22 protein-coding genes and 1 tRNA gene are annotated in these 23,292 nt (G+C 63.6%); 14 read left to right on the top strand and 9 right to left on the bottom strand.

Features of this window, described 5'->3' with window-relative positions:
• Positions 1 to 45: 45 nt before the first annotated feature.
• Positions 46 to 1,032 carry an NAD(P)-dependent oxidoreductase gene (locus IVA87_RS00110; protein WP_247332292.1) on the bottom strand — a complete coding sequence of 329 codons (987 nt, stop codon included), beginning with the start codon at positions 1,030 to 1,032 and terminating at the stop codon, positions 46 to 48.
• A 76-nt stretch (positions 1,033 to 1,108) separates the two neighbouring features.
• Positions 1,109 to 1,183 (bottom strand) — tRNA-Gly (locus IVA87_RS00105).
• Positions 1,184 to 1,455: 272 nt separating this feature from the next.
• Between IVA87_RS00105 and trxA the strand changes: the two genes are divergently transcribed.
• Positions 1,456 to 2,379: a thioredoxin gene (gene trxA / locus IVA87_RS00100; protein WP_247299739.1), complete on the top strand. Its 924-nt coding sequence runs from the start codon at positions 1,456 to 1,458 to the stop codon at positions 2,377 to 2,379.
• Between the two features lie 32 nt (positions 2,380 to 2,411).
• Positions 2,412 to 3,089: an LON peptidase substrate-binding domain-containing protein gene (locus IVA87_RS00095; RefSeq protein ID WP_247279979.1), complete on the top strand. Its 678-nt coding sequence runs from the start codon at positions 2,412 to 2,414 to the stop codon at positions 3,087 to 3,089.
• Between the two features lie 6 nt (positions 3,090 to 3,095).
• Here IVA87_RS00095 and IVA87_RS00090 read toward each other — a convergent pair whose 3' ends face one another.
• From IVA87_RS00090 to IVA87_RS00080, 3 genes are all read right to left on the bottom strand, one after another.
• A complete protein-coding gene (locus tag IVA87_RS00090) occupies positions 3,096 to 5,603 on the bottom strand; it encodes an EAL domain-containing protein (RefSeq protein ID WP_247332289.1) in 2,508 nt (835 codons plus the stop codon).
• 202 nt (positions 5,604 to 5,805) lie between these two features.
• Entirely contained in the window at positions 5,806 to 6,399 is a 594-nt protein-coding gene (locus IVA87_RS00085) for a cytochrome b/b6 domain-containing protein (protein WP_247299736.1), read from the bottom strand.
• Between the two features lie 49 nt (positions 6,400 to 6,448).
• The gene (locus IVA87_RS00080) at positions 6,449 to 6,727 is read right to left on the bottom strand and encodes a PepSY domain-containing protein (RefSeq protein ID WP_247299734.1); all 279 of its coding nucleotides are present in this window, start codon (positions 6,725 to 6,727) and stop codon (positions 6,449 to 6,451) included.
• Positions 6,728 to 7,063: 336 nt separating this feature from the next.
• Here IVA87_RS00080 and IVA87_RS00075 point away from each other — a divergent pair, with 336 nt between their 5' ends.
• Complete coding sequence (locus tag IVA87_RS00075) at positions 7,064 to 7,261, top strand: Trm112 family protein (protein ID WP_246922246.1); 198 nt, start codon at positions 7,064 to 7,066, stop codon at positions 7,259 to 7,261.
• Between the two features lie 252 nt (positions 7,262 to 7,513).
• Here the strand turns inward: IVA87_RS00075 and IVA87_RS00070 are convergent, their stop codons facing one another.
• On the bottom strand, positions 7,514 to 8,734 hold the full coding sequence (locus IVA87_RS00070; protein WP_247299732.1) for a ubiquinone biosynthesis hydroxylase: 1,221 nt from the start codon (positions 8,732 to 8,734) through the stop codon (positions 7,514 to 7,516).
• A 205-nt stretch (positions 8,735 to 8,939) separates the two neighbouring features.
• Between IVA87_RS00070 and tesB the strand changes: the two genes are divergently transcribed.
• On the top strand, positions 8,940 to 9,806 hold the full coding sequence (gene tesB / locus IVA87_RS00065; RefSeq protein WP_247332286.1) for an acyl-CoA thioesterase II: 867 nt from the start codon (positions 8,940 to 8,942) through the stop codon (positions 9,804 to 9,806).
• A gap of 1 nt (position 9,807) precedes the next feature.
• Here tesB and IVA87_RS00060 read toward each other — a convergent pair whose 3' ends face one another.
• Positions 9,808 to 10,683: a DUF4339 domain-containing protein gene (locus IVA87_RS00060; protein ID WP_247299729.1), complete on the bottom strand. Its 876-nt coding sequence runs from the start codon at positions 10,681 to 10,683 to the stop codon at positions 9,808 to 9,810.
• Positions 10,684 to 10,916: 233 nt separating this feature from the next.
• On the opposite strand from IVA87_RS00060, the gene IVA87_RS00055 reads away from it, so the two are divergent.
• The 8 genes from IVA87_RS00055 to xth all read left to right on the top strand — a co-directional run bounded on the left by IVA87_RS00055 (position 10,917) and on the right by xth (position 20,906).
• Complete coding sequence (locus IVA87_RS00055) at positions 10,917 to 11,255, top strand: P-II family nitrogen regulator (RefSeq protein ID WP_028176997.1); 339 nt, start codon at positions 10,917 to 10,919, stop codon at positions 11,253 to 11,255.
• Positions 11,256 to 11,389: 134 nt separating this feature from the next.
• Positions 11,390 to 12,691, top strand: coding sequence for an ammonium transporter (locus IVA87_RS00050; protein ID WP_247299727.1), 1,302 nt, complete (start codon positions 11,390 to 11,392; stop codon positions 12,689 to 12,691).
• Positions 12,692 to 12,998: 307 nt separating this feature from the next.
• A complete protein-coding gene (locus IVA87_RS00045) occupies positions 12,999 to 13,337 on the top strand; it encodes a P-II family nitrogen regulator (RefSeq protein WP_247279969.1) in 339 nt (112 codons plus the stop codon).
• Between the two features lie 38 nt (positions 13,338 to 13,375).
• Positions 13,376 to 14,824 carry an ammonium transporter gene (locus IVA87_RS00040; RefSeq protein ID WP_247332284.1) on the top strand — a complete coding sequence of 483 codons (1,449 nt, stop codon included), beginning with the start codon at positions 13,376 to 13,378 and terminating at the stop codon, positions 14,822 to 14,824.
• Between the two features lie 438 nt (positions 14,825 to 15,262).
• Positions 15,263 to 16,477 (top strand): aminotransferase class I/II-fold pyridoxal phosphate-dependent enzyme, encoded by a 1,215-nt coding sequence (locus IVA87_RS00035; protein ID WP_247279967.1) that lies wholly within the window; start codon positions 15,263 to 15,265, stop codon positions 16,475 to 16,477.
• A 9-nt stretch (positions 16,478 to 16,486) separates the two neighbouring features.
• Positions 16,487 to 18,961, top strand: coding sequence for a DNA translocase FtsK (locus IVA87_RS00030; protein ID WP_247299723.1), 2,475 nt, complete (start codon positions 16,487 to 16,489; stop codon positions 18,959 to 18,961).
• Positions 18,962 to 19,114: 153 nt separating this feature from the next.
• Positions 19,115 to 19,870: an outer membrane lipoprotein carrier protein LolA gene (locus IVA87_RS00025; RefSeq protein WP_247300056.1), complete on the top strand. Its 756-nt coding sequence runs from the start codon at positions 19,115 to 19,117 to the stop codon at positions 19,868 to 19,870.
• A 220-nt stretch (positions 19,871 to 20,090) separates the two neighbouring features.
• Complete coding sequence (gene xth / locus IVA87_RS00020) at positions 20,091 to 20,906, top strand: exodeoxyribonuclease III (protein ID WP_247299720.1); 816 nt, start codon at positions 20,091 to 20,093, stop codon at positions 20,904 to 20,906.
• A gap of 125 nt (positions 20,907 to 21,031) precedes the next feature.
• On the opposite strand, the gene IVA87_RS00015 is transcribed toward xth, so the two are convergent.
• Positions 21,032 to 21,475, bottom strand: a complete 444-nt coding sequence (locus tag IVA87_RS00015) for a cyclic nucleotide-binding domain-containing protein (RefSeq protein ID WP_247332282.1) — start codon at positions 21,473 to 21,475, stop codon at positions 21,032 to 21,034.
• A 56-nt stretch (positions 21,476 to 21,531) separates the two neighbouring features.
• On the bottom strand, positions 21,532 to 22,218 hold the full coding sequence (locus IVA87_RS00010) for a response regulator transcription factor (protein ID WP_007598630.1): 687 nt from the start codon (positions 22,216 to 22,218) through the stop codon (positions 21,532 to 21,534).
• Positions 22,219 to 22,452: 234 nt separating this feature from the next.
• Here IVA87_RS00010 and IVA87_RS00005 point away from each other — a divergent pair, with 234 nt between their 5' ends.
• Both IVA87_RS00005 and IVA87_RS35065 read left to right on the top strand, forming a co-directional pair.
• Entirely contained in the window at positions 22,453 to 22,989 is a 537-nt protein-coding gene (locus tag IVA87_RS00005; RefSeq protein WP_247299718.1) for a L,D-transpeptidase family protein, read from the top strand.
• Between the two features lie 6 nt (positions 22,990 to 22,995).
• A complete protein-coding gene (locus IVA87_RS35065) occupies positions 22,996 to 23,130 on the top strand; it encodes a hypothetical protein (protein ID WP_256466435.1) in 135 nt (44 codons plus the stop codon).
• Positions 23,131 to 23,292 lie beyond the last annotated feature (162 nt).

Here is a 23,292-nt window from a genome sequence, read left to right as displayed (position 1 = left end):
CCGGACAGACAGTTGAAGCATCGAGCAAAATAGCGATAAGCGCGCTTAGGGGGCGACGGGGTAGGGCCCGTCGTCGAACAGCGTGTCGTGATAGCCTTTCGACCCGATCTCGCGTGCCAGCGCGCTGCGAAAATCGCGGTCACCATGCAGGCTGCGCAGCACATGCGCGAAGTCGAATTCGGGCCGCCAGCCCAGCTCGCGCCGCGCGCGTTCGTTGACATAAACGCGGTCGATCGCGGGGAAGAGGCGCCAGCCCCGCGCGGCAAAGAGCTGCACACAATCCGGATAGAGCTCGCGCACGACACCGGCAGCATCGCGCGCGAGCGCCGCGAGATGGCGTTGCTCGAACGGGCTCGTGGCCGAGACGATGTAGCGCGCAAAGCCGATCTTGGGCGCGCGCTCGGCGGCGAGCAGGTGGGCGCTCACCGCGTCCGCGATGTCCAACCGGCGATAAAGCAGCTCGTTGGCCTGCGTGTTCTCGGTCGTGTAAGCCTGTCGCATCGCCGGATCGTCATCGGCTTCAGGAAAGAAGCGCGAGGTCCGCAGGATGACGACCGGCAGGGCGCGCTCGCGAAAGAACAGCTCGCAGAGGTTCTCGGCCATCAGCTTGGTCGTGCCATAGATGTTCTTCGGCACCGGCGGCAGGTCCTCGGTGACCCACACTGCGGCTTGTTCCGCCTCCAGGCGAAGCTGCGAGCCGAACGCGCTGGTGGTGCTGGTGAAGACGAAGCTCTTCACGCCGCTCGCCGCGGCCGCCTCGAGCAGGTTGAGCGTGCCGGCGACGTTGGTGTCGACGAAATCCTGCTTACTGTGGGTCGCCACATGCGGCTTGTGCAGCGTCGCAGTGTGGATCACCGCCGTGACGCCGTCCATCTGGCGCCGGACGAAGCCTGGGTCGACGATCGATCCGATGGCGTCGGTGAAGGAAGATGGCTTCAGATCGACCCCGCGCGCAGGCAATCCGCGCCCCCGCAGCGTCCGGAGAATGGCTTCACCGAGATGGCCCGCGCTGCCCGTGACCAGAATCGTCATGTGAGACCCAATGCAGTCGCCGGCGGCGTGGAAAACCACGGCCCGGCCCGGTTCGGCTGGATGCTCTGGGAAAAATTGGAGCGGGCGAAGGGGCTCGAACCCTCGACCCCGACCTTGGCAAGGTCGTGCTCTACCACTGAGCTACACCCGCATCCTGTGTCGGTCGCGTGACGCGCCGGCAACGGCTGTCGTATGCCAAAAGCGGGAGGGGAATGCAACAGCTACCGGCGGCATAGATTCGCAATCGGAGGCCCGATATAGACGCTGAATGCGACCAAATCGCCCGAAAGCGCCCCGGAACCGGCGAATCAAGGCACCTGGATTGAAATTCGGCCCATTCGGCCCAATTTAGGTGCCGACAACAAGCACACGATGTGGCGGCGTGTTAAAGAGCCGCCATTCCAGACATGACGAGGGGATCCCGTGACGATCATCGACCAGGGTAACGGAGCGGCGGGCCCGGCTGCCGCCGATCTGATCAAGGACACCACCACCCAGACCTTCGTGAAGGACGTCATCGAGGAATCGAAGCGCCAGCCGGTGCTGATCGATTTCTGGGCGGAGTGGTGCGGCCCCTGCAAGCAGCTCACCCCGATCCTGGAAAAGGCGGTCAAGGCAGCCAAGGGCAAGGTCAAGCTGGTCAAGATGAACATCGACCAGCACCCGGCGATTCCGGGGCAGATGGGCATCCAGTCGATTCCGGCCGTGATCGCCTTCGTCAACGGCCAGCCGGCCGACGGCTTCATGGGTGCGGTGCCCGAGAGCCAGCTCAACGCCTTCATCGAGCGGCTGACCAAGGGCGTCACCGCGCCGGGCGAGGTCAACGTCGCCGAGATCGTGCAGGAGGCTGAGGCCTTGCTCGCCGAGGGCGACACGGCTGCGGCCGCGCAGATCTATGCCGAGGCGCTCCAGCATGATTCGACCAACATCGCGGCGCTTGCGGGCCTTGCGAAGTGCTACGCCGTCTCCGGCGCGATGGAGCAGGCCAAGCAGACGCTGGCCATGGTGCCGGAATCCAAGCGCAACGATCCCGCTGTGAAAGCCGTGCAGACCACGATCGATCTCGCCGAGCAGGCGGAAGCGCTGGGACCGGTGGCCGAGTTGGAACAGAAAGTCGCCGCAAACCCGCTCGACCATCAGGCACGATTCGATCTCGCCACCGCGCTCAACGCGCAAGGCGACCGCGCGGCCGCCACCGAGCAGTTGCTCGAAATCATCAAGCGCGACCGCAAATGGAACGACGACGGCGCCCGCAAGCAGCTGGTGCAGTTCTTCGAGGCCTGGGGCGGCACGGATGATGCAACCGTCGAGGGCCGCAAGCGTTTGTCGACGATCCTGTTTTCGTAGGGCGTGCTGGCAACGCCAGGGGGACCGGGCAGATGCCGATCAACATCGAATATCGCGGGCCCGCCGACCTTCCGGAGGTCATTCCGGTATTTCCGCTGCCGGGTGCGCTGCTGCTGCCGCGGGGCCAGATGCCGCTCAACATCTTCGAGCCGCGCTATCTCGCGATGGTCGACGATTCCTTCCGCGACGGCCATCGCCTGATCGGCATGATCCAGCCCGATGTGGCGCACTCGCCGAAGAATTCCGACAAGCCGGCACTGTTCCGCGTCGGCTGTGTCGGCCGCATCACCCAGCTCGCTGAATCCGGGGATGGCCGCTACATCCTCGAGCTCACCGGCGTCTCGCGTTTCAAGGTGGTCGAGGAGCTCGACGTGCTGACCGCCTATCGGCAGTGCAAGGTGGATTTCTTCGCCTTCGTCGACGATTTCACGGCGCGCATGGGCGAGGACCAGGTCGACCGCGAAGCCCTGCTGGCGGTTCTGGCGGACTTCCTGAAGGCCAACAATCTCAAGGTCGACTGGGAGGGCGTCGAGAGCGCGCCCAACGAGGCGCTGGTCAACGCGCTGGCGATGATGTCGCCCTACGGACCCGCGGAAAAGCAGGCCATGCTGGAGGCGCCTGACTTGAAGACCCGCGCCGAGATCCTGATCGCGGTCACCGAGATGGATCTCGCCAAGAAGCGCACCAGCGGCGATCCGCCGCTGCAGTGAGAACACCTACGCGGCACGGATGGCCGCTTCGGCTTGTGCCTTCGGCTGGGCCAGTTCCGGAATCCTGGAGGCCTGCATTGGCGGGCTGAAATAGTAGCCCTGCGCCTCGACACAGCCCTGTTCGCGCAGAATGTCCAGCTGCTCGGCGGCTTCGACGCCTTCGGCGGTCGTCGTCTTGCCGAGGCTGACGGCGAACGCCACGACGGCACGGGCGATCCGATGCGCCTCTTCGCTTTTGCTGGACAGCTCGCCGACGAAGCTGCGGTCGATCTTGATCTTGTCGAATGGAAATTTCTGCAGAAAGCTCAGCGATGAATAGCCCGTGCCGAAATCGTCGAGGGCAATTCGCACCCCGAGCTCGCGCAGCTGCCCAAGCGCTGCGAACACCGCGTCGCTGTCATGCATGATGACGGTTTCGGTGACCTCGAGCTCGAGCCGGTGCGGCGCAATCTCCGAGGTCGCCAGGGCGCTGACAATGATGGAGACGAGCTCCTTGCTCCTGAACTGAGCGGGAGAGAGATTGATTGCGATCATCAGATGGGACGGCCACTTGGCTGCCTCAGTGCAGGCAGCTCTCAAGACCCATTCGCCCAGGGGCAGGATCAAGCCGGTTTCCTCCGCAAGCGGAATGAATTCGGCAGGCGAGACCAGACCGCGCTCGGGATGGTGCCACCGCAATAACGCCTCATAGCCGCAGGTTTGGCCGGTCTCCACACTCACAAATGGCTGGTAGTGGAGCTCGAATTCGCCCCGCGCAAGCGCTCTGCGCATATCCTTTTCCAGGTTGCGGCGCACATGCATGAGCTGGTCCAGCTCCGGCTCGAAGAAACGGAATGCACCGCGTCCGCCACTCTTTGCCGCGTACAGAGCAAGGTCTGCGCTCTTGAGGATGACGTCGGAATCAGCCCCGTCGCGGGGGCCGATGGCGATCCCAATGCTGGCGCCCACGGTGACTTGATGATCGCCAAGGTCAAAGGGTTCGCAGAGCGCAGCCTTGATCGTCTCGGCGAGCGAGGCCGCATCCACGACGGGATTTGTAACATAGTCCACGACGGCGAACTCATCGCCACCCAGTCGGGCAATCAAGGTGGTGTCTCGGCTGCATTCCCGCAAACGCGTTGCGGCCGCACGCAGCAGCGAGTCGCCGGCCGGATGTCCGAGCGTGTCATTGACCTCCTTGAAGCGATCGAGATCGATCATGAGGACCGCCAGATGGCGAACTCCACTGCGCGTGTCGGCGAAGGCCTGCTCCAAACGCGCTCTCAGCAGCACGCGATTTGGCAACTCCGTCAGCGCGTCGTGCTGCGCCATATAGGTAATCTTGGCCTCGGACCGGCGTTGCTCCGTGACATCGAGATGCGTTGCCACCCATCCGCCACCAGCCATCGGCTGTCTCGTCACGCAAATCAACCGGCCATCAGCGAATTCGTCTATCCGGCTCGAGACCGCATTGACGGGCAAAGCATCGAGCTTCGAGATCAGTTGCTCGGCGGCAATGTCGCTCGCGTCGCTTTTGAGTGTACCGCTGATGATGCGATGCCTGATGATGTCGCGGTGCGAGGTTCCCGCGCGCAGCAATTCCGGCGGCAGCCGATACAGATTGGCGTAACGCTCGTTGCAGATGACCAGCCGCTTCTCGGCATCGAACATGCAAAGGCCCTCGACCATGTGATTGATGGCCGTGTCCAGCCTCAGCTTCTGTTCCTGTAGCTCCTGCTGGGAGTCTTCGAGCTGCTGCCGTGCGTCCGAAAGCTGGCTGATGATCCCTTCGAACTTCACGGTTCTGCTTGCCAGGCGACGATCGGCCACCACGCCGATCAGGCTCATGCCCAGCACAGAGAGTGCTACACCGGCGATAGCAAGCGCGAGCACGGCCGGAGAAAGCGATAGGACACCTGTCGCACGCATTGGGTCCGGCGTAATTTGCACGGCACCCATGGCCGTGAAGTGATGCGATACGATGGCAAGGGTCAGCAGGACCGCCGCCGCGAGCGTGCCGCGGTAGTTCTGGTACCTGATCGCCACAGCCAAGGCCGCATAGCCGAGGCACATGCCGAGAGTGATCGAGACGAGCACGAGGTCCGGCGACCAGGCGACGCGACCCGGCACTTCAAGCGCCCACATGCCGAGATAATGCATGCTGGCAATGCCGCCGCCGATGATGACGCCGCCGGCCGCCGCGCGCCACCGGCCGGAATCGCCGAGCGCAACACCGAAGCCCCCCGACGTCAGCAGCATTGCCGTAGCCAGCGAGAGCGTCGTCAGCACGATTCCATAACCGGTCGGGACGCCGGGCTCATAGGCGAGCATCGCAACGAAATGGGTTGCCCAGATTCCGTATCCGATCGCAGCGCCAGCAATGGCGATCCAGATCAACCGTGATCGCGCGCGCGCAGCGATCGCGCGATGGAAGATACTGATCGCAACGATACTCGCGACGAAACAGACCAGGCCAGCCAGCAGGACCAACCGCCAATCATGCTCGACGGTAAGGCAGGAAAAAACGCGGAACATCCAATATCGCTCCATCGTCAATAGTGTCGATGGTGAACGGGCTAAACGTCGTTCGCGTTAATTTTGTGCAACGCCTGATTGCATGCTTACCGTGACGTTAATGCTTCCTGCGCAATTCGATTTTGCCGAGCATTGCGCATGCGTCACACCGCCATCGCGCCCAAGGAGAGCGAAGGAGACCTGCAAGGATCGGCAACAAGCCCTAGAGACGATTGCGGATGCGCTTGCGTCCGGTGAACATCGCGCGGATCAGGTTCTCGCGCTGGAGCGTCCCCATCAGCACCACGCCGAGCACGTGGACCACGACCAGGATGATGACCGCGTCCGATGAATAATGGTGGGTATCCTCGACCCACCAGACGCCGAAAAAGGTGACGGTCACCGACATCGCGCCCGTGATCGTCGACACCGCGAGCGAAGCCAGCAGCGCCACCAGCATCAAGGTGCCGGCAGGATTGAGTCCGATATAGCGGCCGGTGATGCCGCGGCGCAGATTCCAGAGATAGCCGGGCGCGGCGCGAAGTCTGATCCCGACCATCCGGAAGCGCGAATAACGGCCTCCTATGAAGCCCCAGACCAATCGGAAGCCAAGTAGGCCGATGACCGTATAGCCCACGATGCGGTGCAGGCCGCCATAGACGGTCGGCGTGAACCACGCGATCAGAACCGAGGTCGCGAGAAGCCAGTGCCAGAGCCGCAACGGGAGGTCCCAGACCGCGACCGCCCGCGGAGCCGTTCGATCCGCGGGGGTCCGGTTGGACACCCCGCGCGCTTGTGGCATCGCTTCTGCCATCAATTCCGCTTCACTTTGCGCAAGTCATTTGGCGCAGACTACTTCGCGCAAGTCACTTGGCAATCGTGTGCTTCAGGCTGAGATCTTCGGGGCTGTAGAACAGCTCGTAGAGCTTGCCTTCCTTGACGCCGTACACCTCGTAGCACGAGCCTTCGATCTTGGAGCGCCGCACCTCGTAGCCCAGCGCCTTGGCCTTGGCTTCGGCCTCGCTGGCCGGCTTCCATGACGCCTTGTCGAGCTTGGTGCAGTTCTTGAAACCGTCGGCCATGACCGCCGATCCCGTACCAATCCCGATCGTCAGTGCAATGGCAACAACTCGAATGACCTTCACGAACGTCTCCTCCTCTGTCGTGTGCGCTGTGTGCTCAGCGCGAAGCGCAGCCGAAGGAAGCAAAGGCGAAGGTGAAGTCAATCCGGTTCAGGGGTGACCAATCTTAGATTTGTTCTAACGGTCGCCAAAAGATCAGCGCTCTCCGCATGCAGCGCGCATTTGAAGCGGGGCTGCGGCCTTACGCCTCACGGGCCGAAATGCGCGGGGCCGCTCGTCACCGGCAACCGCAGGCGCCACCACAGCGCCCCGCCGACAGTCTCCGCTCGAACGACGACAGCCCGCGATGGGCGGATGCGAATTTCTATGGTAGAGGCAATCCGACTGCCGGAGACCATCATGAACGCGCCCACCGACCGCCCCGAAGCCAGCGTCGATCCGAAGCTGCTGGAGATTCTGGTTTGCCCGTTGACCAAGGGCCCGCTGGAGTTCGATGCTGCCAAGCAGGAGCTGATCTCGCGCAGCGCCAAGCTCGCTTACCCGATCCGCGACGGCATCCCGATCATGCTGCCGGAAGAGGCGCGCAAGATCGATTGAAGTCATGGCGCGTACCCCGGCTGGAGCGCGATGGCTTCACCACATTCTTAATTTCGTCCCCGCCTAGCGCGCAATTGCGTGCGGGGGGCCAGTATCCATAACCACAAAGAGAGGTTATGGCGCGAAGCTGGTAACTCCAGGCGTTCGCAAAATTATTGCTGCGGCGTATGGGTCCCGGATCTGCGCGCGTTCGGAGCGCGCTTGTCCGGGACGATGAGGAGAGAGTGGGGCGAGCGCTCTTGAAACCTCCGCCTACAACGCTTCGCCCTTCAACAACCTTGGCACCTCGCCGGTCAGTCCGGCGGCCTGTCGGATGAAGAGATTCTTCAGCGGCGGGGCACGGTCGACGAGGCCGAGGCCGATATCGCGCAACGAGCGCAGGAGCGTCGATTGGTTGGAGAACAGGAAGTTCAGCGAGTTGGTGGCGACGCCCATGGCCATAGTGTCGAAGCGGCGCCAGCGCTGGTAACGTTCGAGCACATCGGCGCCGCCGAGATCGATGCCGAGCCGCGCGGCATCGACCACCACCTCGGCCAGCGCGGCGACATCCTTCAGTCCCATGTTGAGGCCTTGGCCCGCGATCGGATGGATGACATGAGCGGCATCGCCGACCAGCGCCAGACGCTCGGCGATGAAGGAGCGCGCGACGAAATAGGACAGCGGGAACGCACGCGGCGTGTCGAGCGCCTTGACCTCGCCGAGATGCAGACCGAAGCGCTGCTCGAGCTCGCCGTGAAATTCCGCCTCGCTCAGCGCGATGATGCGTGCGGCTTCGCTGCGGCGCTCGGTCCACACCAGCGAGGAACGTTTGCCGGATAGCGGCAAAATCGCGAACGGACCGGCCGGCAGAAAATGCTCCTCGGCGCGGCCCTCGTGATCGCGCTCGTGCCCGACGGTGACGACGATGCCGGACTGGTCATATTCCCAGCCATGGGTAGCGATGCCGGCGCGCTCGCGCAGCTTGGATCTGGCGCCATCCGAGGCGACCAGCAGGCTCGCGGCGATCACGCTGCCGTCGCCGAGCGTCACGTCGATGCCTTCGGAACGCGCGTCGTAGGACGCGACAATGGTGGCACGCAGATCGACGCCCTCGGCCTCGGCGCGCACCACCAATGCATCGATCAGGCGGCGGTTTTCGACCATATGCGCGAAGGGCTCGCCCGGCGCGACATCGCCGGCGAAATTCAGGAACACCGGACGGGTCGCGTCCTCCAGCTTGGAATCGGTGACGACCATGTCGAGGATCGGCTGCGCCTCGCCCCTGACATCGTCCCAGGCGCCGATCGCCTCGAACAGCCGGCGGCAAGCCGCCACGATCGCAGTTGCGCGCGGATCGCGGCTTGGACGCATGCTGAGCGCGGGATCGGCGACGATGACGGGAATCTCGGGCCCGAGCCCCTGGCGCAGCGCCAGCGCCAGCGCCAGCCCTGCAAACGCGCCGCCGCCAATGACAATGCTCCCCTGTACCGACATACCCGACTTTCCCGGCCAATTCCTGGACTTGCTAGCAGACTTGAGGTGGGCGAAACAGTGCGGTGAAACAAGGGCGGAACGGTAATCGTTCCGTCACCCGGAGCGCGCGCGAGCGCGAACCCGGAATCCGGAGGTTATCAGCTCGGGATTCCAGGGCATCGCTGTCGCGATGCTCCGAAATGACGAGGCACTCGAAAGCAGCAGCATGTCCAAAGGCCTGATCGACCTCATTTCAATCCTCGACCTCGAACAGCTCGAGGTGAACCTGTTCCGCGGCAACAGCCCAAAGACGAGCTGGCAGCGGGTGTTCGGCGGGCAAGTGATCGGACAGGCGATGGTGGCGGCCTGCCGCACCGTCGAGCGCCGGCTGCCGCATTCGCTGCATTGCTATTTCATTCTGCCGGGCGACCCGCAGATCCCGATCATCTACCAGGTCGAGCGCCTGCGCGACGGCAAGAGCTACTCGACGCGCCGCGTCACCGCGATCCAGCACGGCAACGCGATCTTCTCGATCATGGTATCGTTCCACGCCGAGGAGGAGAGTGCGTTCGATCATCAGGACAAGATGCCCGACGTCCCGCCGCCGGAAAAGCTCACGGCGGAGGAGGTGGCGAAGCAGCCGATGTTCAAGCAGATGCCGGAGTTCATCCGCCGCTATTATGAATCCGATCGTCCGATCGAGTTGCGCCCGGTCGAGCTCGGCCGTTATTTCGGCCAGAAGATCGACGATGGCCGCATTCACGTCTGGATCAAGACGGCTGCGAAACTGCCCGACGATCCGGCACTACACATGTGTGCGCTCGCCTATGCCTCGGACTTTTCGCTGCTGGATGCGATCATGGCGCGCTATGGCCGCACGCTGTTCGACAAGCGCATGATGCCGGCGAGTCTCGACCACGCGATGTGGTTTCACCGCCCGTTCCGCGCCGACGATTGGCTGCTCTACGCCCAGGATTCGCCGAGCGCACAAGGCGGCCGCGGCCTGACCCGCGGCTCGATCCTCAAGCCCGACGGCACGCTGGTGGCCTCCGTCGCGCAGGAAGGCTCGGTGCGCGAGCGGAGGACGGGATAGCTTAGCGCGAGCCGCGCGGAGCGAGCTCGGTCTGCGATGCAAACCAGTTCATGATCCAGCGATACACCCACGGGATCGGGATGATGAAGCTGCACAGGATCACGGCCACAATTCCGCGCCACAGAATGTCAAGACCGCTGCCCTTGAAGACGATTTCGCGCCGCGTGCCTTCGACGCTGCGGCAGAACCAGCGCATCTGCGCCGCGGCGACCCAGGCCCAGCCGACGATGGTGATGATCGAGACCGCGAACAGCAGGCTCCAGCCGATATAGGCCCAGATCGAGCCGGTGAAGCTCAGGCCCAGCGGCTGCCCGTTGGAGGCGAGGTTCGCGACCATCCATTTGATCAGCAGCCAGTAGAGAACGATCTGGACGATGAACAGCAGGTTGCTCAAGATCTCGCTGCCGATGAAGGAGATGGCGATCGCCAGGACGATGAAGCCGAAAAACCAGGGCACCAGCGTCATCGCATTGCCGGTGAAGCTGAGGTTCGGACGCCCCGGGACCTTCACGCAGGACACGATCCATTGCGTGTACCAGACGAACACCCACGGCGCCGGCAGGACGAAGATCATTCCGATCAGCAAGACGATGCTGCGCCAGGTGAACTCGAGGATGCCGAAATCGACCGAAAGCGATTCTCCAGCTGCGCTATCATAGCGGCCAGCGTCAGCATATCCGCCGGTCGGCATCATCGGCGGCGCGCCGCTGCCGCGGACCAGGCCAGGAATTTCGGCGGCCTTCTGCCAGCCGGCCATCCCCTCGGTCCACACCAGCGTGTCTGGGCGCACGATTCCTTGGGCGATGAGGTCGCGAAATTGCCCCTCCGGAAAGGGCCCCTGCTGCTTGCCCTCGGATGCGTAGAACCAACTCGCCATGTAGCCGCCCCCTCGAACATACTTATGTACCGGCTGGGACGCCTGGGTTCACCGCATCCATGCCAAAAATGCATTGTGAGGGATGAACGGCTGCCCTGTACAGAGGCGGCCGTTCACATGGCCAAACGTTTTTCCGCTTCAATCTGCAACTTTTTTGTGCCATTTGCCCGGAAAGATGCCAGATTGACGCAGCGCCGGGGACATACGGCGCATCCCGGGGAATAGGCCTGACCATGAAACTCGTCGTCGCGATCATCAAACCCTTCAAGCTCGATGAGGTCCGCCAGGCCCTCACGGCGATCGGCGTCCACGGCATGACCGTGACCGAGGTGAAGGGCTATGGCCGCCAGAAGGGCCACACCGAGATCTATCGCGGCGCCGAATATGTCGTGAACTTCCTGCCCAAACTGCGCATCGAGATCGCGGTCGCATCCGACGTCGCCGACAAGGCGGTCAGCGTGATCACCGCGACCGCGCGCACCGGCCAGATCGGTGACGGCAAGATCTTCGTCACGCCGATCGACCACGCGCTGCGTATCCGCACCGGCGAAACCGACAGCGACGCGCTCTAGATTCTGGTTTGACGCGTTGTCTTGAGGCGAGCCGGAATCCGCTTCGCCCGAAAACGCGCTGATATGTCTTCGTCGATCGCACCGGGCAACGAGGCCACAGCGTGCGACGTCATCACCATGCTGGGGGAAACGACATGGCGGGATTGTTGCGCCGCGCAGCTTGTTTGGCTGTGCCGATCGGACTTTTGTCGATCATTGCCTGGCCGGCGCACGCCGCGGGCTCCGATATCAACACCGCCGACACCGCCTGGATGATCGTCGCCACCGCGCTGGTGCTGATGATGACGATCCCGGGACTTGCGCTGTTCTACTCCGGCATGGTGCGGAAGAAGAACGTGCTTGCCACCATGGCGCAGAGCCTCGCCGCAGTGACGCTGATCTCGATTCTCTGGGTCGCGTTCGGCTACTCGCTGTGCTTCGTCGGCGACGGTCCGTGGATCGGCACGCTCGACCGCTGGTTCCTTGCGGGCATGACCATGGACAGCGTCAATCCGGCGGCCAAGACGATCCCGGAATCGCTGTTCATGCTCTACCAGATGACGTTTGCGATCATCACGGTGGCGCTGGTTGCGGGCTCGGTCGCCGATCGCATGCGGTTCTCCGCCTATCTCTTGTTCTCCGTCGCCTGGTTCATCTTCGTCTACATTCCGCTGGCGCATTGGGTGTGGGGCGGCGGCTTCCTCGCCAGTATGGGCGTGTTGGATTTCGCCGGCGGCCTCGTGGTGCATCTGTCGGCCGGCACCGGCGGCCTTGTCGCCGCGATGGTGATGGGGCGCCGTCACGGTTACGGCACCGAGAATCTTTCGCCGTTCGATCTCTCGCTCGCGGTGATGGGCACCGGCCTGTTGTGGGTCGGCTGGTTCGGCTTCAACGGCGGCTCGGCGGGCGCGGCCAATTCGCGCGCGGTGATGGCGATCATCGCAACGCATCTCGCCGCCTGCGCCGGCGCCCTGACCTGGGGCGCGATCGAATGGTCGACGCGACGCAAGCCCTCGGTGCTCGGCATGATCTCCGGCGCGGTCGCGGGGCTCGGCACCATCACGCCGGCCTCCGGATTCGTGGCGCCCTGGCACGGCATTGTCATCGGCATCACCGCCGGTGCGGTTTGCTACTGGGCCTGCACCTGGCTGAAGCACCGCTTCAACTATGACGATTCGCTCGACGTGTTCGGCGTCCATGGCATGGGCGGCCTGACCGGCACCCTGCTTGGCGGCGTGTTCGCAACCAGCGCCATCGGCGGCACCGCCGGCCTGATCGAGGGCCATCCGCAGCAATTGTTGATCCAGTTCTATGGCGTCGCCGTCACCTTCGTGTGGTCGGCGGGCGTGAGCTTCATCCTGCTCAAGCTGGTCGGCCTGTTCGTGCCGTTGCGCGTATCCCGTGAGCACGAACTCGAAGGCCTGGACATTTCGCAGCACGGCGAGGCCCTGCAATAAGCCTTGCGCTACGAAATTACCTTTCCGCTGCCCGAGGCATGAGCAACATTGTGTCGACAGCCTGTCCTGCCCGCCTTTTGGGCAGTCGTGACCACGTTTTGAGCGCGACGTAATAGCGCACTGCGCAGCAGCACGCGCCAAGCGCGAAAACACCCGTTTTCATAATCTATTAGGCAACGCGCCTGATCTGGCACGGCATTTGATTCTAGGGTCCCGGCTGTGCCCGCGTAGTGAACTTCTCCCTCGTGGCGAACCAGTCGAGAACGCCCGGCCATGTCCGGACCGGGCCAAAGCGGGGATAGGACCCATGAAAATTGTTATGGCGATTATCAAGCCATTCAAGCTGGAAGAAGTCCGTGACGCCCTGACCGCCATCGGCGTTCACGGTCTCACGGTGACGGAAGTCAAGGGATATGGCCGCCAGAAGGGCCATACGGAAATCTACCGCGGCGCCGAATATGCCGTGAGCTTCCTGCCCAAGATCAAGATCGAGGTCGCTATCGCCTCCGACCAGGTCGACAAGACCGTCGACGCCATCACGTCTGCCGCGAAAACCGGCCAGATCGGCGACGGCAAGATCTTCGTCATCAACCTCGACCATGCGGTGCGCATCCGCACCGGCGAGGCCGACGCCGCGGCGCTTTGATTTCGCGCTCAACCTTTATCCAATCAGGAGTGAATAAAATGACGTTTAAGCGTCCCTATGGCGCGGGATTGGCGGCTCTCGCAGTCGGCCTGTTCGCTGCGACCGCAGCCTATGCCGAGCCAACGGTCAACAAGGGAGACAACGCCTGGATGCTGACATCGACAGTGCTGGTGCTGTTGATGACGATCCCCGGCCTCGCGCTGTTCTACGGCGGCCTCGTCCGTTCCAAGAACATGCTCTCGGTTCTGATGCAGGTGTTCTACACCGTCTGCGTCGTCACCGTGATCTGGGCCGTCTACGGCTACAGCCTCACCTTCACCGGAGGTTCCGACTTCATCGGCGGCTTCTCCAAGGCCTTCATGATGGGCGTGACCACCGATACCAAGGCCGCAACCTTCTCGGTCGACGCCAACATCTCGGAGCTCATCTATGTCTGCTTCCAGATGACCTTCGCGGCGATCACGCCCGCCCTCATCGTCGGCGCCTTCGCCGAGCGCATGAAGTTCGCGGCGATCGCGCTCTTCATCCCGCTTTGGGTCACGCTGATCTACTTCCCGATCGCGCACATGGTCTGGTACTGGCCCGGCCCGGACATGATTCAGGATGCGGCCAAGGCGCTCGCTGCTGCCACTGACGCGGCAGCCAAGACCGCGGCGCAGGCCAAGCTCGACGAGATCAATGCCGACGCCGGCTGGATCTTCAAGAAGGGCGCGATCGACTTCGCGGGCGGCACCGTGGTGCACATCAACGCCGGCATCGCGGGTCTCGTCGGCGCTCTGCTGATCGGCAAGCGCGTCGGCTATGGCAAGGAGCTGATGGCTCCGCACTCGCTGACCATGTCGATGATCGGTGCCTCGCTGCTCTGGGTCGGCTGGTTCGGCTTCAACGCCGGGTCCAACCTCGAGGCCAACGGCGGCGCTGCGCTCGCCATGACCAACTCCTTCGTCGCCACCGCAGCCGCCGCGCTGTCGTGGATGTTCGCGGAGTGGATCATTAAGGGTCATCCCTCGGTGCTCGGCGTCATCTCCGGCGCTGTCGCGGGCCTCGTGGCGGTCACGCCTGCGGCCGGCTACTCCGGCGTGATGGGTGCGATCGTTCTCGGCCTCCTGGTCGGCGTAGTCTGCCTGTTCTTCTGCACCGCCGTGAAGAACGCGCTGGGCTATGACGACTCACTCGACGTGTTCGGCGTGCACTGCGTCGGCGGCATCGTCGGCGCGATCGGCACCGGCATCCTCGTCAACCCCGCGCTGGGTGGTGCCGGCATCATGGACTACACCGCGATCCCGCCGAAGGTCGGCGACTACGATTTCGCGTCGCAGATGATCGCCCAGCTCTGGGGCGTCTGCACCACGCTGGTGTGGTCGGGCATCGGTTCGGCGATCCTCTACAAGGTCGTCGATGTGATCGTTGGTCTCCGCACCAATGTCGAGAGCGAACGTGAAGGCCTCGACATCACCGAGCATACCGAGCGCGCCTACAACATGTAACTCTCCTCCCAGTCGCGATCTCCTTGGGAACCGCGACCAGACCTACGGTTCGGGCACATACCCGGCAATGCCCTGACCGTTGAGGGGCTCCAGCGCAAGCTGGAGCCCCTTTCTTTTGATCTGGAGTGCCGAAGGAAAAGATTGCAATTGCGCGATTGTGGCGAAGCTCGTTTTGGCGGGGCTTGTCCGGCCATGACGTCGCCGAAACATCGACGTTCCCGGGAAGAGCACGATCAAGCACCGTCAGCGACGAGAAGCGAGGACCTCGACAAAAGCGCCATGGATCCCGCCGTCATCCCGCCTCATTATTCCCGCTCTGGACGGAGGCGGCGGCCGATGGTTAATCGCGTCTTAACCTCGCCCTATCTATGGTGAACTGAACCGCTTCCCGCCGGTGCCTTCGCGCGACCGGCTGTTCCAAGAGTGCTGGCGCCCAGAATGGCTATGACCGCTTCATCCCGTGCGCCGCAGACCGGTGGAAGCTCCGAGACCGAACGCTCGCCCTTCGTCCGGCTGAATGAGCTCTTGGCCCCGCATCAGCCGGGTAAGCCCTTGATTACGCTTGCGGTTGGGGAGCCCCAGCATCCGGTGCCTGATTTCGTCGGCCCAGTGCTGGCCAAGCACATCGCCGATTTCGGCCGGTATCCCATGAACAAGGGCACCGACCCGTTCCGCAAAGCCGCCGGCGCCTGGCTGTCGTCGCGTTTCAACCTGCCCCGGGCGCTCGACCCCGAGAGCGAGATTCTCGTCCTCAACGGCAGCCGCGAGGGGCTGTTCCTCGCCGCGATCGCGGCCGCGCGCTATGTCGGCCCGCGCCCGGGCAAGCCCGCCGTCCTGATGCCGAACCCGTTCTATCCGGTCTATGGCGCCGGCGCCCTCGCAGCAGCTTGCGAGCCGGTCTATCTCCCGACCACCGTCGACAACGGCTTCCTGCCCGATCTCGATGCCATCGATGAGGCGACGCTGGCGCGCACGGTGGCGTTCTATCTGGCCTCGCCCGCCAATCCGCAGGGCTCGGTCGCTACACCCGATTATTTCAAGCGGTTGAAGCAACTCGCCGATCGCCACGGCTTCGTCATTCTCAGCGACGAGTGCTATTCGGAAATCTACACCCGCGAGGCACCGGGCAGCGCGCTCGAATGCGCCGGCCCCGATTTCACCCGCGTGGTCGCGTTCCAGTCGCTCTCGAAGCGCTCCAACCTTCCGGGCCTGCGTGTCGGTTTTGCCGCCGGTGACAAGAAGTTCATCGGCATGTTCCTGGAGCTGCGCAACATCGCGGCGCCACAAGTGCCGGTGCCGCTCCAGCATGTCGCGACCGTTGCTTACGGCGACGAAACGCATGTCGAGGAGAACCGCAGGCTCTACCGGATCAAGTTCGATCTCGCCGACCAGATCATCGGCAATCGTTACGGCTACCGCCGGCCCGATGCCGGCTTCTGCGTCTGGCTCGACACGTCCGCGATCGGCGACGACGTGTCCGTGACGCTGAGACTCTTCAAGGAAGCAGGCGTGCGCGTGGTGCCCGGCAGCTACCTGGCGCGGCTCCAGCCCGACGGCTTCAATCCCGGGGCAGGCTACATTCGCCTCGCGCTGGTGCAGGATGGCGAGACCACGGCGCAGGCGCTGCACCGCCTGGTCGAGACTCTGGGTTAGGCGGGGCCCATGAGCATGTCGGCAATCGAACGTGTCATTCCACTGGTCGGCCATCTGCCGCCCTCGATCCGCGAGGGGTTGGCGCGGCGCCTGCGCGAGCTCACCGGCCTCGGCCTGGTCGCGCTGTCGGGCGTCGCGTCGGCGGCGCTGATGACCTGGTCAGTGCAGGATCCCAGCCTCAGCCACGCCACCTCACGGCCGATCCGCAACATCCTCGGCTATGCCGGCGCGATCGGCGCCGATCTCGCAATGCAGATCCTCGGGCTCGGCGCGATCATGCTGGTCCTGACCGTCGCGGTTTGGGGCTGGCGCATGATGACGCATCGGCCATTCGACCGCGAAGCGCTGCGGCTCGGCTCCTGGATCCTCTGCACGGTGATCGCGGCGGGCTTCGTCAGCTGCTGGCCGCATGGCGGCGCCTGGCCGCTGCCGACCGGCCTTGGCGGCGTGGTCGGCGACGCCCTGATGCGGGCACCCGCAGTGATCTTCGGGCCGGCGGGCACGATCTATCGCATCTTGCTCGGCACGATCCTGTTCGCCGCGATGACGGCGACCTTCCTGATCGCCTGCGGTCTCGGCGCACGCGAGCATGACGACGAGCTCGCGGAGATCGAAAACGAGGACAAACCGCTCGACGCAGACGAGGAGAGCGATCGCGGCTCGGTGTCGCTGGGCTGGCTGTTCCACGCCTTGATGAGCACCAAGGCGCGACTGATCTGGCTGCTCGGTGCCGCTTACCGCTCGCTGGTCTCGAGCGGGCCGAAGACCAAGGCCGTTGCGTTCAGTCGTCAGGAGCCCAATCTCGGCGGCGGCCGCGCCGCGCCCTCGATCACACCGCAGTCCGAAGACGAGGACCACGCGGACGAGTACGAAGAAGAGGAAGACGAGGAGGAAGAGGAGGAGCCCGCCGCGCGCGCGCCGCGCAAGAAGGCTGCGCCGAAGACTCCTGCCAAGAAATCCTCCGACAAGTTCGATCTTCCGTCCGTCTCCATGCTGGCCGCGCCAAAGGCCGGCGACCGCCAGCCGCTCAGCAAGGCCGAGCTTGAAACCAACTCCCGCTCCCTCGAAGGCGTGCTCCAGGATTTCGGCGTGCGCGGCGAGATCGTGAAGGCCAATCCGGGTCCCGTCGTCACACTGTACGAGCTGGAGCCGGCGCCCGGCATCAAGTCGTCGCGCGTGATCGGGCTTGCCGACGACATCGCGCGCTCGATGAGCGCGCTATCCGCCCGCGTCGCGGTCGTGCCCGGCCGTAACGCGATCGGCATCGAGCTGCCGAACGCGCACCGGGAAAAAGTTTATCTGCGCGAACTGCTGGTGGCGAAAGAGGCGACCGACACGGTTGCAAAGCTGCCGCTCTGCCTCGGCAAGACCATCGGCGGCGATCCCGTCATCATCGACCTCGCGCGCACGCCGCACATGCTGATCGCCGGTACCACCGGCTCCGGCAAATCGGTCGCCATCAACACCATGATCCTCAGCCTGGTCTATAGGCTGCGCCCCGACCAGTGCCGGCTGATCATGGTCGATCCGAAGATGCTCGAACTCTCCGTCTATGACGGCATCCCCCATCTGCTCACGCCTGTCGTGACCGACCCGAAGAAGGCGGTGGTTGCGCTGAAATGGGCCGTGCGCGAGATGGAAGAGCGCTACAAGAACATGGCCAAGCTCGGTGTGCGCAACATCGACGGCTACAACACGCGCCTGCTCGAATTGAAGGCCAAGGGCGAGGAGCCGACGCGCACGGTGCATACCGGCTTCGACAAGGAGACCGGGAAGGCGATCTACGAGGAAGAGAAGCTCTCGCTCGACCCGCTGCCCTACATCGTCATCATCGTCGACGAAATGGCCGACCTGATGATGGTCGCCGGCAAAGACATCGAAGGCGCGGTGCAGCGTCTGGCGCAGATGGCGCGCGCCGCCGGCTTGCACGTGATCCTCGCCACGCAGCGTCCGTCGGTCGACGTCATCACCGGCACCATCAAGGCGAACTTCCCGACCCGCATCGCTTTCCAGGTGACGTCCAAGATCGACAGCCGCACCATCCTCGGCGAGATGGGCGCCGAGCAGCTGCTCGGCCAGGGCGACATGCTCTACATGGCCGGCGGCGGCCGCATCAGCCGCGTGCACGGACCGTTTGCCTCCGACGAGGAGGTCGAGAAGGTGGTGCGTCACCTCAAGACGCAGGGCCAGCCCGAATATCTCGAAGCGGTCACGGCCGAAGAGCCCACCGAGGACGAGGATGGCGCGGTGTTCGACGCCACGGGCATGGGTGCCGACGGCGGCGGCGATTTATTTGCGCAGGCCGTTGCCATCGTCAAACGTGACCGCAAGGCCTCGACCAGCTACATCCAGCGCCGCCTGCAAATCGGCTATAACCGCGCTGCATCGCTGATGGAGCGCATGGAACTGGAAGGCATCGTCGGGCCCGCCAACCATGCCGGCAAGCGTGAGATCCTGGTCGAGGAAGAAGACAGCCATATGTGAGGCAAGGGGCCTCGAGACATCATTTCACGCAGAATCGATATCTGCTTTTGGCCGAAATCACGCTAAGAAGGCGCCCAGCCACGTTAGGACGACGCGTTGATCAGACATACGGACATTCGATTCGCTGCCACCATCGCTGCGCGTAGCGCGCGTGTGGCCGGCGTGCTTCTAGTGAGCGCCGCGATGGTGACCGCAGCGTCGCTGGCGCAGACTGTGCCTGTGCCGAAGCCCGCGCCGAAGGGACGTGACGGCGGCGCCGCCGCGGGCGGGCCGGCTGTCACCGGTGCGACGCAGACGCCACCGAATCCCGTCATCCCGGATCCGCGCCGCAACGTGCCGAGCAGCATCTTCCAGACCTTCGACGCCAACCAGAAGGCACAAGCCGCCAAGGTCAGCGCCTATCTGTCCTCGCTTCAGACGCTGGTCGGGAATTTCGTTCAGGTCGGCCCCGACGGCAGCAAGACGCAGGGCGATTTCTACATCCAGAAGCCGGGCAAGGTCCGCTTCGAATATGATGCGCCGAGCCCGATCGACATCGTCGCTGACGGGTCGTCGCTGGTGGTGCGTGATCGCAAGCTCGCAACCCAGGATGTCTATCCGCTGTCGCAGACACCGCTGCGTTTCCTGCTCTCCGATCGCATCGACCTGATGAGGGACACCAACGTCGTCAACGTATCGGCCGACGACGTCTTCATCAGCGTTACCATTGAGGAGAAGCAGGCGCTGGTTGGCACCAGCCGCCTCCTCTTGATGTTTGGCGCCAAGGACGGTCAGTTGAAGCAATGGACCGTCACCGATCCGCAGGGCTACGACACCACGATCGCGGTCTACAATCTGGATTCGAGCAAGAAGCTCGATCCCAACATGTTCAAGATCGATTTCACCAATTACGGCCCATCGCCAGGTTGAACGTTCTATTGCCGTAGGGTGAGCGAAGGTGCCCTTGCGCCGTGCCCACCATCTCTTTCCTCGCGGTCGGCATGGTGGGCGCGCTTCGCTCTTCGCGCTGCAGCGGACAAGTTGCTTTGGCCGTGCTTCGAGACCTCGCATTTCCAAGCTCGAAAAGACGGTGAGCACGTCGCTCTGCGCCTTTGCCGATCCTGCGAGAGCTTGCTAAGACGCACGTCCCATGCGTTTTTCCCTGACAACCTGGAACATCAATTCGGTGCGGCTACGCATCGATCTGGTCGCGAAATTCCTCAAGAGCGCGCGGCCGGACGTACTGTGCCTGCAGGAGACCAAATGCATCGACGACGCCTTTCCGCTCAAGCGTTTCAAGCGGCTGGGATATGAGCACGTCGCGCTGAATGGGCAGAAGGGCTATCATGGCGTCGCCATCGTCTCGAAGATTCCGTTCGAGTCGAAAGACATCCGGACCTTCTGCGACAAGCTGGATTCCCGCCACATCTCGGTGTCGTTCGGCGGCAAGGCCAACATCGCACAGCCGCTGATCGTGCATAATTTCTACGTGCCCGCCGGCGGCGACATTCCCGATCCCGCGCTGAACGAGAAGTTCGACCACAAGCTGCGCTTCCTCGACGAGATGACAGCCTGCGAGCCGCTGCATCCGCGAGGGCAGGACCGCCACATCCTGGTCGGCGACCTCAACGTCGCTCCGCACGAGAACGACGTCTGGTCGCACAAGCAGCTTCTGAAAGTGGTTTCGCACACACCGATCGAAACCGAGAAGCTGAAGGCGGCGCTGGCAGCCGGCGAATGGATCGATGTCGCGCGCGAGCGCATCCCGATGTCGGAGAAGGTCTATACGTGGTGGAGCTATCGCTCCCCCGACTGGACCGTCGGCGATCGCGGCCGCCGGCTCGACCACATCTGGGTCTCGCGCGCGCTGAAGGATGCGGTTCAGGATTTCAAGATCCTTCGCGATGCGCGGAGCTGGGAGCGGCCGTCGGACCATGTCCCGGTGACGGTGACCCTGGAGGTTTGATCTCCCGTCATTCCGGGGCGCGACGAAGTCGCGAACCCGGAATCCATTCACCCACTATCTCTGCGGCTCGATGGATTCCGGGCTCGCGCTACGCGCGCCCCGGAATGACGAGCGGAAAGACCGAGCTACGACGTCAGCTTCGCACCGGCCATCAAAATATCGCTGGCGATCTGGCTGGAGCGGACTGCGAATTCGTCGCGCAGGCGAACCGCGGCGGCGGGGTCGCTTTCGAGCACGCGCTGGAACAGGCTGCGCGCGATGCGGATGACGGAGGCGTGCTCCAGCGCGACCGCGGTCGACGGCCGCTTCATCGGCACCACCAGCGCGAGCTCGCCGATCAGGGCGCCGGGACCGGCGATCATTTCGGCACCGGCGCCGTCATCGACCCGGAAGGCGCCGCGCTGGACTACGAAGCCGGCGTCGGCATCGTCGCCGAGATTGAACAGGACGTCGCCGCGGACGAAGTTGCGCTGCTCGGAGCCGATCGCCAGCATGCGCAACGAGGCGCCTCCCAACAGGCGCAGTGTCGGGACACGCTCGAGAAGCGCTACATCGTCGTCGATTGACATTCAGGTCCGAGGCTCAAGGGCACGCGATCTAACGATTCGCAGGCCCCTGAAGCGTATCACGGCACCAGCTTGTAGCCACCGGCTTCCGTGACCAGGATTTCCGGGTTGGCGGCGTCCTTCTCGATCTTCTGGCGAAGGCGGTAGATGTGGGTTTCCAGCGTGTGGGTGGTGACGCCGGAATTATAACCCCAGACCTCCTGGAGCAGCGTCTCGCGCGACACCGGCATCTGGCCGGCCCGGTAGAGGAAGCGGAGGATGGCGGTCTCCTTCTCGGTAAGGCGGACCTTGCGCGCGTTCGCTGCCGTCAGCATCTTCGAGCCGGGGCGGAAAGAGTAGGGGCCGACCGAGAACACCGCGTCCTCGCTGGCCTCGTGCTGGCGAAGCTGAGCGCGGATGCGGGCGAGCAGCACGGCGAAGCGGAAGGGCTTTGCCACATAATCATTGGCGCCGGATTCCAGCCCCAAAATGGTGTCGGAATCGGTGTCGTGGCCGGTCAGCATGATGATCGGGGCCTTGAAGCCGCCCTTGCGTAAGGAGCGGACCACCTCGCGACCATCGGTATCGGGCAGGCCGACATCCATCAGAACGAGATCGGGAGCATTGGCCTTTGCGGCGCTTGCGCCCTTGGCGCCGGTGTCGACGGCGGACGCTTCGAATTCTTCGTGCAGCGATAATTGCTCCACCAACGTATCGCGCAGATCGGTATCGTCATCCACGATCAGGATCTTGCGGGCATTGGCCATAGGGGATCATCCTTTTGGGTCCGGCTCGGCGCGCATCCAAGCCGCACCCAGCCGCGAGGGAAAGTTAGGGGTCGCCGTTGTTATTGTTGTTCGTGTTGAAGTAGTGGGCTGTTACCGATTCACAAGCCAGAACCACTCTAACCCAGAATAGCAGGGCGTTTTGATGAATGTCCTGTAATGAATTCGAAACCGCATGTTCACATGAAAAACAAAGCTGCGTCAGCTAGTTACACCATGAACCGAAGTGCCGGGCCGCTGTCCGCGATCCGCGTTAGGCCTGCCGCCGGCAATCCCCGCCGGGGCTGGCTGACGGCCGGAGCACTGACGATACCGGTGGCGCTCGGACGCGGCGGCATCCTCGCCAACAAGCGCGAGGGCGACGGCGGCACCCCGAAAGGCAGCTTCCGTCCCAGGCGGCTGTGGTGGCGGGGCGATCGGCACAGCCGTCCGCAGACGTTCTTGCCGGCCCGGATCATCACCGGCGAGGACGCCTGGTGCGAGGACCCCAAAGACCGTCATTACAACCAGGGTATCCGGCTCGGCGAAGGGCAGGGCGGTGACCGGCTCAAGCGGACCGACCATCTCTATGATTTCATCATCGAGATCGACCACAACACCAGGCCGCGCATCGCCGGCCGCGGCAGCGCGGTGTTCTTGCACCTCGCCCGCGACAATTTCGGCCCGACCGCAGGCTGCGTCGCCATGACGAAATCTGCGATGCTGCAATTGCTGCGACGATTGGGACCAAGAACAAAAATCATCATCGGGTGACGACGCATGCTCGATGAGGATCAGATCGGGCAGGGAGGTGGTGACCACGGGCCCGTGCATCCACCGCCGCCGATCGAGGCCCGCGATCATTTTGCAGTGGATTTCGGCGTGCTGGGCAAGGTGTCGGTGGGGTTCGCTTAGGTGCGGCCCCTTCCGCCGTCATTGCGCGAAGCGAAGCAATCAAGAATCTTTCTGCAGAGACAATCTGGATTGCTCACATGGGGGTTTGGTGTGTCAAGATTTATGATCAGCTCTTTGTTCGATTGCAGGCCAGCTCTTCGTCCCGACCGTGGGATCTTTCGG

Source organism: Bradyrhizobium sp. 147, from assembly GCF_023073935.1.
GTDB lineage: Bacteria > Pseudomonadota > Alphaproteobacteria > Rhizobiales > Xanthobacteraceae > Bradyrhizobium.
This window is presented reverse-complemented; position numbering and strand designations above follow the sequence as displayed.